Consider the following 15,767-nt stretch of genomic DNA (forward strand, 5'->3'; position numbering starts at 1 on the left):
AGTGAGATGAACAAGCAAACAAGATACTGGGTACGCCGGCTTATATTTGTAGTCTTAATTGTGATGGTAGGTTATACAATTTATCAGATGAGTAGCGGCGGGAAGCAGCCAGATAGAGGGGATGTAGCTCCAAACTTTACTTTGACGACACTGGATGGTAAAAAAATGTCGCTGAGTGACCTAAAAGGAAAAGGAGTTATGTTAAATTTCTGGGGTACGTGGTGTGAACCGTGTAAAGCAGAGATGCCGGCAATGGAGCAAGTGTATAAAAAGTATCAGGAAAAGGGCTTTGAAATTGTAGCCGTAAATGTGGGAGAAAGCGATGTAGCGGTTCACTCCTTTATGAAGTCGTATGATCTTGGTTTCCCCATCTGGTTAGATCCAGATAAAGATGTTACTCGTCTGTACCGTGTTGGACCGATTCCAAGTACCTTTTTTATCGATGAAAAAGGAATCGTTGCTAGACAAAACATGGGTGAATTAAATTTGGCACAATTAGAAGCGTATATAAATGAAATTTTGCCCAAAAAGTAGTAGGAGGGACTTATGAGTTATCAGCATATAGAAGCAAGTGAAGTAAGTAATCGGTATCAAGAAGAGAAAGATCGCTATGTCTGGGTGGATGTTCGGACGATCGAAGAATATGAAGAAGGACATATCCCTGATTCTCTCCATATCCCACTAGATCAATTAGAGCAACGTCAAGAGGAATTAGCGGGCTTTAAGGATCAAAATATCCTTCTGGTTTGTCGGAGTGGTGTACGTAGTGTCTACGCCGCAGAAGTATTAGCAGATCACGGATATACCCATCTGTATAATCTAAAAGGCGGTATGCTAGAGTGGGCGGGTCCTGTTGAGTAGTGGAATTATCGATTAAGTAGGATTCAGTGTGATAAAGAGTGGGCAAATAGTTCACTCTTTTCTACTTGGTTGGAGAGGGGAGAGCAAGTGAACATAGTGGAGTGTTTACAAGAAGAGATGGTAGCATTGATCCGAGAACATCCGAATCAACATATTTCCTATCAACAATTTATGAATACAGCCCTTTATCATCCTAAGTCGGGTTATTATTCTCAAAATCGTGTAAAGCTAGGGAAGAAAGGTGATTTTTATACCAATGCACATGTGGGTGATGTGTATGGTACTGTACTGGCAAAGGCATTTCTAAACGAAGTGAGCAAATGGCGATCGAGTGAAGTGTCAAAAGGTTCTGTCTGGCAATTAGTTGAGATGGGATCAGGAGACGGTCGTCTCATGGAACAGGTGATTCGAGCATTGGTTGAGTTTGGGGTCTCTTCTAGTGAGGTGGAGATTTACCTAGTTGAGACAAGTAGCGAGCATAGACGGATTCAACGAGAGCGTTTGCAACCAATCAGTCCGTATTCAATCAAGTGGTGTGAAAAAATAGAAGAGATTGAACCGAGAGCATACACGATTCTGTATAGCAATGAGTTAGTGGATGCATTTCCTGTTCATGTGCTGGAGTGGGATGGAACTCAGTGGCTAGAAGTCTACGTTAGGGAGGATGCTGGGCGATGGACAGAGGAGTTAGGGAGTTGTTCATCGGAAGAGTTGCTATATGCTATGCAGGAGCTTCCGGTTCCCTCTAAAGTAGGGCAACGAGTCGAAATGAATCTTTTTGCTAAGAAGTGGCTACAAACGCTCTCCACGTGGATGAATGCAGGAGCGATTTTTACGATTGATTATGGAGTTTCAATGGACGAGCTTTACGCCGATTTTCGCTATCAAGGGACGATTCGGGGCTATTGTCAGCACCAGATTGTTTCTCATCTCCCAGACAATGTAGGGGAAGTAGATCTAACCGCACATGTAAATTTTGATTTACTCAAACAATGGGGAGAGAAGTATCGTTTGGAAACGGCATTGCATCAGTCACAGTCAGAATTTCTAATCGAACAGGGGATTCTAGAGTTGATGCCACCTGCAACTCACGACCCATTTTCCTCAGCTGAAAAAAAGAGACGAGCGATTAAGCAGTTAGTTCATCCGCAATGGATGGGGGCAGCGTTTCAAGTGCTCGTACAAACGAAGTACACTGAGAGCACATAAAAAAGCCAACTAAGGATTTCCCAGTTGGCCACTTTGTACTTGTTAAGCTGGCATTTTCATCATAAAGTTTGCATACCAAACCATGCCGATGAAAGAGATAAACATATAACCGCCGAATAAGTACATGTAGGTTTTTTCGGTAAGTTTCATAGCACCGAAGATATAAAATAGCAGTGCTTGCACGAAGAATAGGATTGCGGGAATTTGAAAATGATGGCCACCTGCTAAGAACATGATAGCAATGATAAGCGCCCAGAATCCTAATACTTTAAACATGCGATCCACAAGCCCCACTCCTTCCTATGTATGGGTTTGCTGTTGGTAATGATCTTGATTTAGCTAGTATAACCAAATTCATTATACTAACTGCGACCATGAGTCGCAAGCAAAACAGAAAGGATGCTTAGAAATGGAAACAATCATAACTCATAGACAGAATGATGTGATCACAGTCCAATTCCACCGCCCAAAAGTTCGAAATGCTGTGAATCAACAAATGATGAGCGAGCTAGAGCAGTTGCTGTCCGAATTGGAACAGGATTCTCAGATAAAAATCGTTGTATTTCAAGGAGATGCAAATGCTTTTGTCTCAGGTGGAGATTTAGAAGAGTTTCATCAGCTACATACTTGTGCAGAGATAGAACCGATTATGAAGCGAATGGGAGTGATCTTAGAACGTATTTATCAATTACCAGCTCTCACGATTGCTCGGATTGAGGGTCCTGCTGTTGGAGGAGGATGTGAAATCGCAATGAGCTGTGATTGGGTCGTGGCAAGTACTCAGGCGACGCTCGGTATGATTCAAGTGCGTTTAGGCATTACAACAGGCTGGGGCGGGGCAACACGATTGATGAAAAAAGTAGGCTCCTCCTCTGCGATGAAAATTTTATTAAGTGGAAAAAGGTATTCTGCCAGAGAAGGAATGGAGCTGGGGATGGTAGATTTTCTACTAGGTGAAGAGGATGAATCGTTTGAGGAGCCATTTCAACATTGGCTACATCCATATAGGAAGCTTTCTCGTGATCTAATCCGGCATTACAAACAGTTAGCAACACAAGTAGAAGAGGGAGCGTCTAGTACTGATTTATTTGAACTAGAAGCGAAGAAGTGTGGGGTACTTTGGGAGACGGAAGAGCATCGCCTGGCAGTTGATTCTTTTTTGATTCGTCGTGGAAAATGAACCATTCTTCTCCGATTCGGATCTGCTAGATGTATACAAGCACTATCTTTCGGCAATAAAAAAAAGAGTAGAGTAGATACTACAATTCTTATGTTTTGCATACAGATAGAGCGAAGACTAGTATGTCTATGGATCTAAAAAGGTAGGAGGAAGTCTATGGCTGTCAAACGTCAAGATGCTTGGACTACAGAAGATGACCTAATTCTAGCAGAGATAACCTTGCGTCATATTCGAGAGGGTGGAACTCAGCTATCTGCATTTGAAGAAGTGGCAGAGAGATTGGGGCGTACTCCCGCAGCGTGTGGCTTTCGGTGGAATAGTGCAGTGCGTAAGCAGTATGATGCTGCGATTCAAATTGCGAAAAGCCAACGACAAAAAAGAAGTCAAGAGCGTGTCCGAATTTCGAGTAGCCCATCTCTATCCCATACCAGTGTAAATATGAGTCAGCCTATGCCGAAAATAGATTTTGAAGAGTATCAAGATGGATCTGATCCTGTATACTCTTTGGATCATATTATTCGCTATCTGCGTCAACATAAAAATGAGATGACAGAGCTAAAACGCCAGCAAAAGCAGTTGGAAAAAGAGTTGATGGATCGAGAGGAATACTTAGCTCGTCTTCAACATGAAAATCAAGAGATGAAGAGCCAGTTGAATCATGTAGAAAAAGATTATCGCATGGTAAATGACGACTATCGTATGTTAGTTCAAATTATGGATCGCGCTCGTAAGTTATCCATTTTGTCGGAAGAAGAGGAAGAGGCTAAGTCTCGCTTTCGCATGGAGGCAAATGGAAATTTAGAGAGAGTCGACAAATAATAATGGAAGCCCTACTGAAAAGTGGGCTTCCTATTTTCATTCTTGTAGAGTCGTTCCTTCGGGTAGCCAGACATACGGGCTTTCTCCGCGATCTCGAACAGGATTATATTTGCAGGGAACAAAACCGATTTGATCCCAGAACGGATCGGAGCGACGTCTAGCATTGGTTTTGATGGGATGACCTAGACTGAGAGCGAACAGTACGAGTGCTTTCCCTAGTCCTTGGCCTCGATATTCGGGCAATACTTCCAGTTTCCATAGTTCATAAAAGGTTTGAGGGGGTGAGAAGTAGCGGTCATACTTTGCATCGACTTCGTATAAACTCATACGGGCAACTAATTGCTCTTGTAGGTAGATACCATAGAAAGGAGAAGAGTAGTTGTCATTCTCCACCAGATTATCTTGTAAGTCTTCTAACATAGAAAGTTCTGGGAGACCAAACTCGCGAAATTTCTGGAATTCTTCCAAGGTTTTGTAATTAATTTGCAGACGTTCTACTTTGTACGCCAAAAGGAGTCCCTCCTCATCATGAATCGTCTTTCACTCCTTTTATTATACACGAATTTTATTTGCTAGCAGGAATTGAATGTCTATACCGAGAATTTTAAATTGGAATCTTACTAACTTAAATAAATTTATTGCGAGGAAGAGGTGATTGTGTTTTGATTCAAAAATTGTTGATTGCGAACCGTGGTGAGATTGCCTCTCGAATTATTCGAACTTGTAGGCAACAGGGAATTCAAACAGTGGCTGTTTACTCACAAGCAGACCTGGAGATGCCTTTTGTCAAAATGGCGGATGAGGCCTATCTAATCGGGGATCCGCCTGTGTCCAAAAGCTATCTACAAATGGATACGATTATAGAAGTTGCTAAGAAAGCTTGTGTAGATGCTGTTCATCCTGGTTATGGACTCCTCTCTGAGAATGCTACCTTTGCCCAAAAGGTGTTAGATGCTGGCTTGGTCTGGGTTGGACCGAAACCCAGTGTAATCGCCCAGATGGGAGACAAGGTAATGGCTAGACAGGTGATGATCAAGGCTAATGTTCCAGTGGTGCCTGGATCGGACGAGATAACAACATGGGAAGAAGCCGTGCAGATTGCAAATCAAATTGGCTATCCAGTTCTTTTGAAAGCCAGCGCAGGGGGCGGCGGTGTTGGAATGGCGCTTTGTCATTCTGATTACGACCTAGAGCAACATTTTGCTACTACACAGAAACGAGCGGAGATGTACTTCGGAAGTTCCGCTGTCTTCTTGGAGAAATTTTTAGAGCGTTCTCGGCATATTGAAGTACAAGTATTGGCCGATCAGCATGGAAATGCACTCCATCTATTTGAAAGAGAGTGTTCGGTTCAACGTCGTAACCAGAAAATTATTGAAGAGAGTTTATCTCCTTCTATTAGTCAGGAAGCACGGGAGAAATTATATGAAGCGGCACTCCAAGCGGTCCATGCGGTTGGTTACTACGGGGCAGGAACGGTTGAATTTCTCGTGGACCAACTAGAGAATTGTTATTTTATTGAGATGAACACTCGCTTACAAGTGGAGCATCCGGTTACCGAAGCGATTACGGGTCTTGATCTTGTATTATGGCAGTTGGCAATCGCAGAAGAGAAAGCGCTTCCATGGAAGCAAACAGACTTACAACCACAAGGTCATGCGATTGAATATCGCCTATATGCAGAGGATCCGGTTACCTTCTTTCCTTCGCCTGGGAAAATCGAAGTATTTTCATTACCAGAAGGGGATGGAATCCGCTTCGATGCAGGTGTAGAAGCAGGAAATACGATTACTCCTTTTTATGATCCGATGATTGCGAAATGCATTATCTCGGGTTCGAGTCGGGAAGAAGTGCTCACCAAAAGCAGAGAGGCTTTCACTCAAATGAAGATAGAGGGGATTAAATGTAATCTCCCACTACTAGTAGAACTGCTGGATCACCCAGATTTCGTATCCGGCAAATATGATACAACGATTCTGGCAAATCGGAAGGGAAAGTGATGAAGAGATGAATAAAGTAGAAGCGAGTATGGCGGGTACGGTATGGAAAGTGTTGGTGAGTGAAGGTGACGTGGTTGAGAGTGGTCAAGATGTCATTATTTTAGAGTCAATGAAGATGGAGATTCCCCTTTCCGCAGAAATGGATGGAAAAGTATCCAAAATCATGACAAATGAAGGGGATTTTGTTGCTGAAGGTGATGTCTTACTTGAGTTAGAAGGGATATAAGGTGAACGTTCGAATTGTTGAAGTGGGACCGCGTGATGGATTGCAAAACGAGAAACAATTCCTATCTACTCATGCGAAAAAAGCACTCATCCAGAAGTTAATCGCCTCTGGATTAAAGGAGATCGAGGCTACTTCTTTTGTTCATCCTAAATGGATTCCACAACTCGCAGATGCTGATGAATTAGTAGCAAGGTTGCCTACGTATTCAGATGTGAACTACCGTGTACTTGTCCCGAATGCCAAGGGATTGGAACGAGTCAACCACTCTATTTTAAAAGAGATTGCGATTTTTTGTTCAGCCAGCGAAACACATAATCAAAAAAATGTGAACCGAAAAAGAGAAGAAAGTATGGCTGATTTTGCAACATTCGTCCCTGTGGCGCTGGAGCAAGGACTACGAGTGCGGGCGTATCTTTCTACTGTATTTGGTTGCCCATATGAAGGAGAAATCTTACTTGATCAGGTCCATGAGATGAGTGAGCGCTTGTTCGACTTGGGTGTTTACGAAATATCGCTAGGGGATACCATTGGAGTGGCGACTCCAGCAAGCGTAAAACGGATTTTAGGATCGCTTTTGAGCCAATTTCCAGCAGAGAAGTTAGCGGTGCATTTCCATGATACGAAAGGAATGGGAGCTGCAAATGCCTATCAAGCCTTCGAAATGGGAATCCAAACATTTGATAGCTCGATTGGGGGGCTTGGAGGCTGTCCGTATGCACCAGGCGCTTCTGGAAACTTAGCCACGGAAGACTTGGTTTATCTGCTTCAAGGATCGGGAGTGGACACAGGAGTAGATCTTGATCAACTATGCCGTACGAGTCAATGGCTGGAAGGGCAATTGGGAACGAAATTACCTTCGAAAGTATTGCGTGCTCATTTTGCATAATGGGGGTTAGGTGATATGTCAGAGGTACTATTTGAGCTAGAGAAAGGGATTGCTACTCTCACATTAAATCGGGCTGATGTCGGAAATGCACTTAACTTTCCGACGCTCTGTAAGCTTCGTGAAGTGGTAAGAGAGATATCTTGTCGCAGGGATATTCGAGTGGTTGTGTTAGCAGGAGCAGGTGAGAAATTTTTTTGTGCGGGAGCCGACTTAAAAGAGCGGAAAACGATGTCTGAACAGCAGGTCCGGCAGTTTTTAATGATGATTCGCGATACGTTTACGGAAATAGCAGAATTACCCCAACCTGTCATCGGTGTGATGAATGGGTATGCATTTGGCGGTGGCTTGGAGCTAGCTTTATCATGTGATATGCGGATTGTAGAGAGCCATGTTCAACTTGGATTGACGGAAACCTCTTTAGGCATTATTCCTGGAGCAGGGGGAACCCAGCGTTTAGCCCGTTTAATCGGGAGTAGTAAAGCAAAAGAATTGATTTTTACAGCGAGGCGTTTGACATCCACAGAAGCGCTTGATTGGGGAATCGTCAACTATGTGGAGCCAAGTGGTGCAGGAATGAAAAAAGCAATGGAGCTCGCTACGCAGATGTGTGCCAACGCACCGCTTGCTCTTGCGCAAGCTAAGTTTGCGATTGATCGGGGGCTTGAAACGGATGTGCGAACCGGAATATGGGTGGAAGCCAAGGCGTATGAAACGCTATTGCCGAGTGAAGACCGCTTAGAAGGTTTGCGTGCATTTGCTGAGAAGCGAAAACCGAACTATCAAGGAAAATAGGAGGTTATCTAGATGAATGATCAGTGGGCAAAAGAATTACAAGATAGAGTTCAAAAGATTCAAGCTGGTGGAGCAACCAAATATCATGAAAAAAATGCAGAGCAGAACAAGTTATTTGTTCGAGATCGCTTGGAATTATTATTAGATCCAGGAACGATTCGAGTAGAAGACGGACTGTTTGCAAACTGTATGGAAGAAGGGCTTCCAGCGGATGGTGTGGTAACGGTAACGGGGAAGATGAATGGCCAGACAGTATGTGTCATGGCAAATGATTCTACCGTGAAAGCAGGATCTTGGGGTTCTCGTACAGTGGAAAAAATCATTCGCATTCAGGAAACCGCACAAAAGTTAAAGGTTCCGATGCTTTATTTGGTTGATTCAGCAGGAGCACGAATAACGGACCAATTGGAGATGTTCCCGAATCGCCGTGGTGCAGGGAGAATCTTTTATAATCAGGTGAAAATGTCTGGAATGGTGCCACAAGTATGTATTTTGTTTGGTCCCTCTGCGGCAGGTGGCGCTTACATTCCTGCATTTTGCGATATTGTGATCATGGTGGACAAAAACGCGAGCATGTATCTCGCATCTCCGCGGATGGCTGAGATGGTGATTGGCCAAAAAGTAACATTGGAGGAGATGGGCGGAGCTAGGATGCATTGTTCGGTAAGTGGTTGTGGAGATGTATTAGCGAAAAATGAAGAAGAAGCGATTGAGATTGCTCGTCGCTATCTCAGCTATTTCCCTGCTAATTACAAGCATAAGACATCCAAAATAGAAGCGAAGTCGATTCAAGAGGGTATCAGGAGTATAGAAGAGATTGTTCCTGATAATCAAAACGTAGCTTTTGATATGAAAGAAATGATTCGTGCTATTATTGACGATAATTCATTCTTTGAGATGAAAGAATTATTTGCGAAAGAAATTATTACTGGGTTTGCGCGGATAGACGGGCGAGCGGTTGGGATCATCGCGAATCAGTCGAAAATGAAGACAGGTAGCCTATTCGTCGACTCGGCTGATAAATCGGCTCGATTTATTACATTATGCGATGCTTTTAATATCCCGTTGATTTTCCTATCCGATATCCCTGGTTTCATGATTGGCACACAGGTAGAACGTTCGGGGATTATCAGGCATGGAGCCAAGATGATCGCAGCGATGTCAGAAGCAACCGTACCGAAGATCTCGATTATCGTCCGTAAAGCATATGGTGCTGGGCTTTATGCTATGGCAGGTCCCGCTTTTGAACCCGATTGTTGTCTAGCCCTTCCAACAGCCAAGATAGCCGTTATGGGACCTGAAGCCGCCGTAAATGCTGTTTATAGCAATAAAATCGCTCAGCTGGAAGAATCGGAACGCAACGAATTTATTCAGCAAAAACGAGAAGAATATCAAGAAGATATCAACTTATATCGTTTAGCCAGTGAACTTATTATTGACGGCATCATTGCTCCCGAACGCTTGCGAGACGAGCTCAAAGAGCGCTTGGAGTTATACGAAAGCAAAGAAATGATATTTAGTGAACGCAAACATCCCGTGTACCCGGTATAATAAAGTGATATGAGAAACAAAGAGGAGTCTTTCAAACCGGCTCCTTTTTTCTGTATGCTGAGGGGGAATACCATGAGGATTGCTGTAATCGGAGCGGGTTCAATCGGACTACTATGGTCGTCTCGATTGTCCCGATTACCCTATGAGATCACGGTCCTAACACACACGATCGAGCAACATCAGCAGATTGTACAAGCAGGCATTTCCTGTGTGGAACTAGACGGACAAATGAACCATACAAGCGTCAAAAGCTGTCCGATTGGAGATACGAGTGAGCTCTCCTCGTTTGATATTATTTTTATTACGGTAAAACAATATCAGCTTCCGAATGTCATGGAATTGGTTCAACGCTATTCCCATCCGTTTACCCAAATTCTTTTTTGGCAAAATGGTTTAGGGCACGAAGAAGCCATCGGAGAACTACATCATCGTCCCGATACATATGTTGCTCTAACTACAGAAGGTGCTTATCGAAAAAGCGGTACCCACGTTGTTCATACGGGCCAAGGAGAAACATGGATCGGTACCTTCCCTCATCAAGAGCAGTGGAAGCCGCTCCTCCACGACTTTATCCAAACATTACAACCGATCATCGTTTCTCCTATTAGAGAAGAGAATATGATTTTGAAGCGTATGTGGGAAAAGCTAGCCGTAAATGCAGTTATTAACCCGCTGACGACTATATTGGAAGTACCCAATGGCGAGTTGTTACATGGAGAATTCGAGAACATGATTGAAAAGATCACTGCGGAAACATGTCAGGTGGCTAGGCGGGTGGGAGTCGAACTAGATCACTCTCGGACAATCAAGAAGATAAAAGAAGTATGCCGCTTAACATCACAAAATCTTTCTTCGATGCTTCAAGATGTTCAAGGCAGAAAACAGACAGAGATTGAGGCGATTAACGGTGCGATCCTTCGATATGCTAAGGAGCACAATATCCCTGTTTATTATCATGAGATGCTATACACACTAGTAAAAGCAAAGGAAGCGCAGAATAAGAGAAATACTAGTGTTTTGTAGAGTTTACCGGCGATTCACCGATCGAACTTCTTTGTATGCACATCCCATTTTATGATATTATTTATTTAGTAACTTACCTTTTTAAATTGAAATAAGAAAAGAAGGAATCACATATGAAGATTGAGTGTATAAAGAATCCTTGGCAAAACCAACTAATGAACGATTATCTGAGACCAGATCATCCAGTTCATTCTTTTTTCTCATATCATCCATTACAGAGTTCCTCTTATTCGTTGCGTGCGCAGGAAGTCTATTCTAGTCATTCTCAGCGAGTGGATCGCCAAAAATTGGTAGAGGTTTTATACCGTTATCATCAACCTGAATTAATTCACCCCGAAATAGAAGCTAACTTAGAGCGTTTGCGACAAGAAGATTCATTGGTCGTGATCGGAGGTCAACAAGCGGGTCTATTAACGGGTCCTCTGTATACCATACATAAAGTGTTTACCATTATTGAATTAGCTCGAAAGCAAGAACAAGAATTAGGTAAGCCTGTTATCCCCGTCTTTTGGATTGCTGGAGAAGATCATGACCTAGACGAAGTAAATCATATATTTGTACAAAGGAAAGAAAGCGTATTAAAAAAACGTTATCGAGTGGAAGTAGAAAAAGAGAATAGACAAGCTGTCTCCCATCTTCTAATCGATCCAGAAGATCTACAAAAATGGTTACAAGAAATAAGCGAGCATTATGTAGATACTCCATACAAAACGGAATGGCTAGAGGCTTGTCAACAGTTGTCCCATGACAGACCGTCTTGGGGGCGCTTTTTCGCGCGTCTTCTTCATTCCTTATTTGGTAAGCATGGCTTGGTGTTGATTGACTCTGCTGATCCTCAGGTTCGGCAAATAGAACAAGATTTCTTTCTTCGTTTGATTCACCAAAGCGAACAAATACAGACATCCATCGAAAAGAGTGTTCAACAATTCCAAGAAGCTGGTTACGCGGATCCAATCCATACTCAACCCAATCAAGCGAATTTGTTTTTGATTACGGATAATGGGCGTGTTCTCTTAGATCGTGAGGGTGATCAGTGGAGAACGAGAGAAGGGAAACAAGCCTTTACAACTTCTGAACTGTGCCAGATTGCACAAGAGACACCGGAACGGCTTAGCAATAACGTCGCCACACGTCCGTTGATGCAAGAATATCTCTTCCCTGTTTTAGCCTTTGTAGCAGGTCCGGGTGAAGTGGCTTACTGGGGAGTTCTAAAAGAAGCCTTTACTAGCGCGGATTTGTCTATGCCGATCGTGTATCCGCGCTTCCAAATGACCTTAGTAGAACGCCATTTAGATATTCGGAAAAGGGAATTTGGACATTCATGGGAGACATATCTTACAAAGGGGACTTCGATCCGAGAAGAGTGGTTAAAAGCCCAGTTTACCCTCGAAATCGATCCTTTGTTTGATGCGATGAAGAAGCAGGTCGCAGACTTATATCAACCTATGATTCAACAGATCCATTCTCAGATTGGAAGACAAACGGGAGAGATGGGACAAAAAAACATCGATAAAATTACGGAGCAAATCCAATTTTATCAACGGTTTGTTGAGCGTACGATGAGTGAAATCCATCAGACTACCTTACGTCAGTGGGATGAATTGTTGCGGGGAATCGCTCCGAATGAGCAACCTCAAGAGAGAGTTTATAACCTCATCTATTATTGGAATGCCTGTGGGCTCGATTGGATTGACCGAACTTTGCAGTTGCTACGTGACAAGCAACCAACCCATCATTTTATGGTTCATTTTTAAAGATTCGTGTCTTTCTGGTAAGCGGTTCCGATATAATAAAAATGTATCTAGTTTGTAATTCATGCTATTCCGAGTGGTTAAGTATGTTATAATGCATACATGTCCTTTTCATTACATACTATCCATAAGAGCGAGACCTATGTTTTCGTTCACAATCGAAGCAAGTTAAAGGTTGATTAAACTTAGAGGAGAGTGCTTTTATGAACTCATTAGAACGTAGTATTATTGCAAATCCAGCATTAGCACATGACGGAAGATTAAAGATTAATTGGGCAGCGGATCATATGCCAGTCATGAATCGTTTGCGTGAACAACTAAAGGTAGATCGTCCATTAGCAGGGTTGCGTGTAGCGATCTCTCTACACTTAGAAGCAAAAACAGCGAACCTAGCAGAAGTGATTCGTGATGCGGGTGCAGAGGTTGTCATTACAGGTAGTAATCCGCTTTCGACCCAAGATGACGTGTGTGCGGCACTAGCGGCAGATGGTGTAACGGTATTTGCTAAATACAATCCATCACCAGAAGAGTATAAAGACCATCTTATTAAAACACTTGAAACCAAACCAGATTTAATCATTGATGATGGTGGAGATCTGGTGACCGTTCTTCACTCAGAGCGTCCTGATTTGGCTGAGCAAGTTCGAGGCGGATGTGAAGAGACGACGACTGGAATCTTGCGCCTCCAAGCGTTAGAAAAAACAGGCGAGTTAAAATTCCCGATGATTGCTGTAAATGATGCACTTTCTAAATATTTGTTTGACAATCGTTATGGAACCGGTCAATCCGTTTGGGATGGGATTAATCGTACTACGAACCTAGTAGTTGCTGGCAAAACCGTGGTCGTAGTTGGTTATGGCTGGTGTGGTCGTGGGGTTGCTATGCGTGCGAAAGGCCTCGGAGCGAAAGTAATTGTAACAGAGATCGATGCTGTTAAAGCGACAGAAGCGCATATGGATGGTTACACTGTGTTGCCGATTGCAGAAGCGGCGAAGCACGGAGACTATTTCGTTACGGTGACAGGTAATAAAGGAGTTATTACGGCTGAGCACATGAAATCAATGAAGAATGGTGCCATTTTGTCCAATGCGGGCCATTTCAATGTTGAGATTGATACAGAAGGCTTGGCTACTATGGCAGTAAGCAAACAAACGGTTCGTAAGGACATCGAAGAGTATGTGTTAGAAGACGGTCGTAAGATCTATCTACTTGCAGAAGGTCGTTTGGTGAACTTGGCAGCCGGAGATGGTCATCCAGCTGAAATTATGGATATGACATTTGCTTTGCAAACTCTATCATTACTCTTTGTTCATGAAAATTATCAACGTATTGGCAAGCGTGTGATGGAAGTTCCGTATGAGATTGACGAACAAGTTTCTCGTTATTTCCTTGAATCTCTTGGGATCAAAATTGATTCGCTTTCAGAAGAACAAGAAAAATATCTTGCTAGCTGGCAATTGGATTGATAATCCCAAAAATTGTATAAATGTTACTAATCCTGCATATGCGTGCAGGATTTTTTATTTTGCGTGTGGTATACTTACCAATGTGGAGGAAAGTGGAGGGAAGTGGTGACGAGGGGAGGGATCCAAGATGTTTATGGGGGAATACAGGCATTCGGTTGACGATAAAGGTCGACTGATCATGCCGGCTAAATTCCGCGAAGGACTTGGTCAGTCTTTTGTTGTAACCCGTGGCTTGGATCAGTGCTTATTTGCATACCCTCGGTCAGAATGGACACAATTAGAGCAGAAATGTAAAACACTCCCATTTACCAAAGCAGATGCCCGGAAGTTCACACGATTCCTCTTTTCGGGAGCGAGTGAAGCTGAGTTAGACAAACAAGGGCGTATTCATATTCCCCCACATTTGCGAGAATTTGCTAAGTTGCAGAAAGAATGTGTTGTGATCGGCGTCTCCACTCGTGTTGAGATTTGGTGCAAGGAACAATGGGATTCTTATTATTCTGCTTCAGAAGAGTCATTTAACGAGATCGCTGAAAGCTTAGTGGATCTGGATTTCTAAGGATAAGGATGAGCACCATTGTTTAATCATGTAACGGTACTAAGAGATGAAGCTGTAGACGGACTAAAGATCAAACCAGATGGAATCTATGTAGATTGCACGTTAGGTGGAGCAGGTCATAGTGGGTTGATAGCGAGTCAATTGAGTCAAGACGGTGTGTTAATTGGTTTGGATCAAGATACCAAGGCTTTATCAGCCGCGAAAGAACGGCTAGAAGGCGTGATATGTCAGGTTCATTTGGTAAAAACAAATTTTCGTCATATCGCGCAAGTTGTAAGGGATTTAGGATTTACCAAAGTGGATGGAATTTTGTTTGATTTAGGCGTTTCCTCTCCGCAGTTAGATGAGAGTGAACGAGGGTTTAGCTATCACTATGAAGCACCGCTGGATATGCGGATGGATCGTGAACAGGAGCGCACAGCATTTGAGGTAGTGAACCAATACGACGAGGCAGAGATTGCTCGGATTCTGTACATATACGGAGAAGAGAAGTTTAGTCGTCGCATTGCTCGGCGGATCGTAGAATATCGTGCAAATAAACCGATTGAAACGACAACGGAGTTAGCTGAGATCATCAAAGAGTCGATTCCAGCTGCCACAAGACGTAGTGGACCTCATCCAGCACGACGTTCGTTTCAGGCCATTCGAATCGCAGTGAATGAAGAATTAACTGTATTTGAAGAAGCATTGGAGCAAGTGATGGAGATTCTAGCTCCCGGAGGTAGAGTCAGTGTTATCACGTTCCATTCACTAGAAGATCGCATCTGTAAACAATTTTATTTGGAACAGGCAAAAGGATGTGTCTGCCCTCCAAATTTCCCAATATGTACTTGTCACCAAAAACCAAAGCTAAAGATCATCACGCGTAAGCCGACTGCGCCAAGCGCGGAAGAATTGGAACAAAACGCTCGTGCGCGTTCTGCAAAATTACGTGTTGCTGAAAAAATATAGATAGTAAGACCTTGTTTTATGTGACAAGGTCTTACAAACAGGGTATAGGTCAAGAAAAGAGAGTTACGAAAAAAGAAATGTATAGGTAGCGTAAGGAGGCTATTTGGATGAGACAAGAACGTGGTAATGTTGCGGTGGCAAGACCGCTTACCCCTACAAATACAAGCACGCAGGTCAAAGCAAAAAAACAACCCCTAATCAAAGGACTTACTGTACCAGAAAAACTACTCTATATCGGAAGCGTCATTATCTGCGTAGCCCTGACCGTTTTAGTTGTATCTCGATATGCTAAAACCGCAGAATTAAACCTTTCCATTCAAAAGGCGGACAAAGAGATCCAACAAGTCAAAGAAGCCAACCTTCAATTAGAGGCGGAGAAAAACAAGCTTAAGAGCGATGCACGAATTCGTCAATATGCAGAACAAAATGGTTTGCAAATCATTGAGAGCAAGAAAATTCCTTCGGCAGGAAAAGAAAAGAACACACCATAGAT

General features: G+C 43.1%; 18 protein-coding genes. 16 read left to right on the top strand and 2 right to left on the bottom strand.

The genetic code is table 11. The features are described from left to right. Window positions 1–6 precede the first annotated feature (6 nt). The 3 genes from resA (at window position 7) to J2Z48_RS02625 (ending at window position 2,070) form a co-directional block, all read left to right on the top strand. Window positions 7–534: a thiol-disulfide oxidoreductase ResA gene (resA, locus tag J2Z48_RS02615; protein ID WP_307250745.1), complete on the top strand. Its 528-nt coding sequence runs from the start codon at window positions 7–9 to the stop codon at window positions 532–534. 12 nt (window positions 535–546) lie between these two features. Continuing rightward, the gene (locus tag J2Z48_RS02620; RefSeq protein ID WP_307250746.1) at window positions 547–861 is read left to right on the top strand and encodes a rhodanese-like domain-containing protein; all 315 of its coding nucleotides are present in this window, start codon (window positions 547–549) and stop codon (window positions 859–861) included. A gap of 87 nt (window positions 862–948) precedes the next feature. Then, the gene (locus J2Z48_RS02625; RefSeq protein ID WP_307250748.1) at window positions 949–2,070 is read left to right on the top strand and encodes a class I SAM-dependent methyltransferase; all 1,122 of its coding nucleotides are present in this window, start codon (window positions 949–951) and stop codon (window positions 2,068–2,070) included. 42 nt (window positions 2,071–2,112) lie between these two features. Here J2Z48_RS02625 and J2Z48_RS02630 read toward each other — a convergent pair whose 3' ends face one another. Next, a complete protein-coding gene (locus J2Z48_RS02630) occupies window positions 2,113–2,346 on the bottom strand; it encodes a DUF2626 family protein (protein WP_307250975.1) in 234 nt (77 codons plus the stop codon). 133 nt (window positions 2,347–2,479) lie between these two features. Between J2Z48_RS02630 and J2Z48_RS02635 the strand changes: the two genes are divergently transcribed. Together J2Z48_RS02635 and J2Z48_RS02640 are read left to right on the top strand one after the other, a co-directional pair. Then, a complete protein-coding gene (locus tag J2Z48_RS02635; RefSeq protein ID WP_307250750.1) occupies window positions 2,480–3,250 on the top strand; it encodes an enoyl-CoA hydratase/isomerase family protein in 771 nt (256 codons plus the stop codon). Window positions 3,251–3,406: 156 nt separating this feature from the next. Then, complete coding sequence (locus J2Z48_RS02640; protein WP_307250752.1) at window positions 3,407–4,069, top strand: RsfA family transcriptional regulator; 663 nt, start codon at window positions 3,407–3,409, stop codon at window positions 4,067–4,069. 36 nt (window positions 4,070–4,105) lie between these two features. Here the strand turns inward: J2Z48_RS02640 and J2Z48_RS02645 are convergent, their stop codons facing one another. Then, window positions 4,106–4,579, bottom strand: a complete 474-nt coding sequence (locus J2Z48_RS02645; protein WP_307250754.1) for an N-acetyltransferase — start codon at window positions 4,577–4,579, stop codon at window positions 4,106–4,108. 155 nt (window positions 4,580–4,734) lie between these two features. Between J2Z48_RS02645 and J2Z48_RS02650 the strand changes: the two genes are divergently transcribed. The 11 genes from J2Z48_RS02650 (at window position 4,735) to ftsL (ending at window position 15,765) form a co-directional block, all read left to right on the top strand. Then, window positions 4,735–6,069, top strand: a complete 1,335-nt coding sequence (locus J2Z48_RS02650) for an acetyl-CoA carboxylase biotin carboxylase subunit (protein ID WP_307250978.1) — start codon at window positions 4,735–4,737, stop codon at window positions 6,067–6,069. Between the two features lie 7 nt (window positions 6,070–6,076). Continuing rightward, a complete protein-coding gene (locus J2Z48_RS02655; protein WP_307250756.1) occupies window positions 6,077–6,295 on the top strand; it encodes an acetyl-CoA carboxylase biotin carboxyl carrier protein subunit in 219 nt (72 codons plus the stop codon). A gap of 1 nt (window position 6,296) precedes the next feature. Then, window positions 6,297–7,181: a hydroxymethylglutaryl-CoA lyase gene (locus J2Z48_RS02660; protein ID WP_307250758.1), complete on the top strand. Its 885-nt coding sequence runs from the start codon at window positions 6,297–6,299 to the stop codon at window positions 7,179–7,181. A gap of 15 nt (window positions 7,182–7,196) precedes the next feature. Then, window positions 7,197–7,973: an enoyl-CoA hydratase-related protein gene (locus J2Z48_RS02665; protein ID WP_307250760.1), complete on the top strand. Its 777-nt coding sequence runs from the start codon at window positions 7,197–7,199 to the stop codon at window positions 7,971–7,973. 12 nt (window positions 7,974–7,985) lie between these two features. Next, on the top strand, window positions 7,986–9,524 hold the full coding sequence (locus J2Z48_RS02670; protein ID WP_307250762.1) for an acyl-CoA carboxylase subunit beta: 1,539 nt from the start codon (window positions 7,986–7,988) through the stop codon (window positions 9,522–9,524). Window positions 9,525–9,596: 72 nt separating this feature from the next. Beyond that, the gene (locus tag J2Z48_RS02675; RefSeq protein WP_307250764.1) at window positions 9,597–10,547 is read left to right on the top strand and encodes a ketopantoate reductase family protein; all 951 of its coding nucleotides are present in this window, start codon (window positions 9,597–9,599) and stop codon (window positions 10,545–10,547) included. A gap of 113 nt (window positions 10,548–10,660) precedes the next feature. Then, a complete protein-coding gene (gene bshC, locus J2Z48_RS02680; protein ID WP_307250766.1) occupies window positions 10,661–12,301 on the top strand; it encodes a bacillithiol biosynthesis cysteine-adding enzyme BshC in 1,641 nt (546 codons plus the stop codon). A gap of 200 nt (window positions 12,302–12,501) precedes the next feature. Further along, window positions 12,502–13,764, top strand: a complete 1,263-nt coding sequence (locus tag J2Z48_RS02685) for an adenosylhomocysteinase (protein ID WP_307250768.1) — start codon at window positions 12,502–12,504, stop codon at window positions 13,762–13,764. A gap of 127 nt (window positions 13,765–13,891) precedes the next feature. Then, window positions 13,892–14,323 (top strand): division/cell wall cluster transcriptional repressor MraZ, encoded by a 432-nt coding sequence (gene mraZ / locus J2Z48_RS02690; RefSeq protein ID WP_307250770.1) that lies wholly within the window; start codon window positions 13,892–13,894, stop codon window positions 14,321–14,323. A gap of 18 nt (window positions 14,324–14,341) precedes the next feature. Continuing rightward, window positions 14,342–15,274: a 16S rRNA (cytosine(1402)-N(4))-methyltransferase RsmH gene (gene rsmH, locus J2Z48_RS02695; protein ID WP_307250772.1), complete on the top strand. Its 933-nt coding sequence runs from the start codon at window positions 14,342–14,344 to the stop codon at window positions 15,272–15,274. A 107-nt stretch (window positions 15,275–15,381) separates the two neighbouring features. Then, complete coding sequence (ftsL, locus tag J2Z48_RS02700; RefSeq protein ID WP_307250774.1) at window positions 15,382–15,765, top strand: cell division protein FtsL; 384 nt, start codon at window positions 15,382–15,384, stop codon at window positions 15,763–15,765. Window positions 15,766–15,767 lie beyond the last annotated feature (2 nt).

It is taken from the genome of Croceifilum oryzae (assembly GCF_030814315.1).
GTDB classification, from domain to species: Bacteria; Bacillota; Bacilli; order Thermoactinomycetales; family Thermoactinomycetaceae; genus Baia; species Baia oryzae.

Bases quoted from the DNA above. Each gene is read 5' to 3' on its own strand.
- J2Z48_RS02665 (WP_307250760.1), top strand. From the start codon at position 7,197: ATGTCAGAGGTACTATTTGAGCTAGAGAAAGGGATTGCTACTCTCACA.
- J2Z48_RS02640 (WP_307250752.1), top strand. From the start codon at position 3,407: ATGGCTGTCAAACGTCAAGATGCTTGGACTACAGAAGATGACCTAATT.
- J2Z48_RS02670 (WP_307250762.1), top strand. From the start codon at position 7,986: ATGAATGATCAGTGGGCAAAAGAATTACAAGATAGAGTTCAAAAGATT.
- resA (WP_307250745.1), top strand. From the start codon at position 7: ATGAACAAGCAAACAAGATACTGGGTACGCCGGCTTATATTTGTAGTC.
- bshC (WP_307250766.1), top strand. From the start codon at position 10,661: ATGAAGATTGAGTGTATAAAGAATCCTTGGCAAAACCAACTAATGAAC.
- J2Z48_RS02635 (WP_307250750.1), top strand. From the start codon at position 2,480: ATGGAAACAATCATAACTCATAGACAGAATGATGTGATCACAGTCCAA.
- J2Z48_RS02675 (WP_307250764.1), top strand. From the start codon at position 9,597: ATGAGGATTGCTGTAATCGGAGCGGGTTCAATCGGACTACTATGGTCG.
- J2Z48_RS02685 (WP_307250768.1), top strand. From the start codon at position 12,502: ATGAACTCATTAGAACGTAGTATTATTGCAAATCCAGCATTAGCACAT.
- J2Z48_RS02620 (WP_307250746.1), top strand. From the start codon at position 547: ATGAGTTATCAGCATATAGAAGCAAGTGAAGTAAGTAATCGGTATCAA.
- ftsL (WP_307250774.1), top strand. From the start codon at position 15,382: ATGAGACAAGAACGTGGTAATGTTGCGGTGGCAAGACCGCTTACCCCT.
- J2Z48_RS02630 (WP_307250975.1), bottom strand. From the start codon at position 2,346: ATGTTTAAAGTATTAGGATTCTGGGCGCTTATCATTGCTATCATGTTC.
- J2Z48_RS02655 (WP_307250756.1), top strand. From the start codon at position 6,077: ATGAATAAAGTAGAAGCGAGTATGGCGGGTACGGTATGGAAAGTGTTG.
- mraZ (WP_307250770.1), top strand. From the start codon at position 13,892: ATGTTTATGGGGGAATACAGGCATTCGGTTGACGATAAAGGTCGACTG.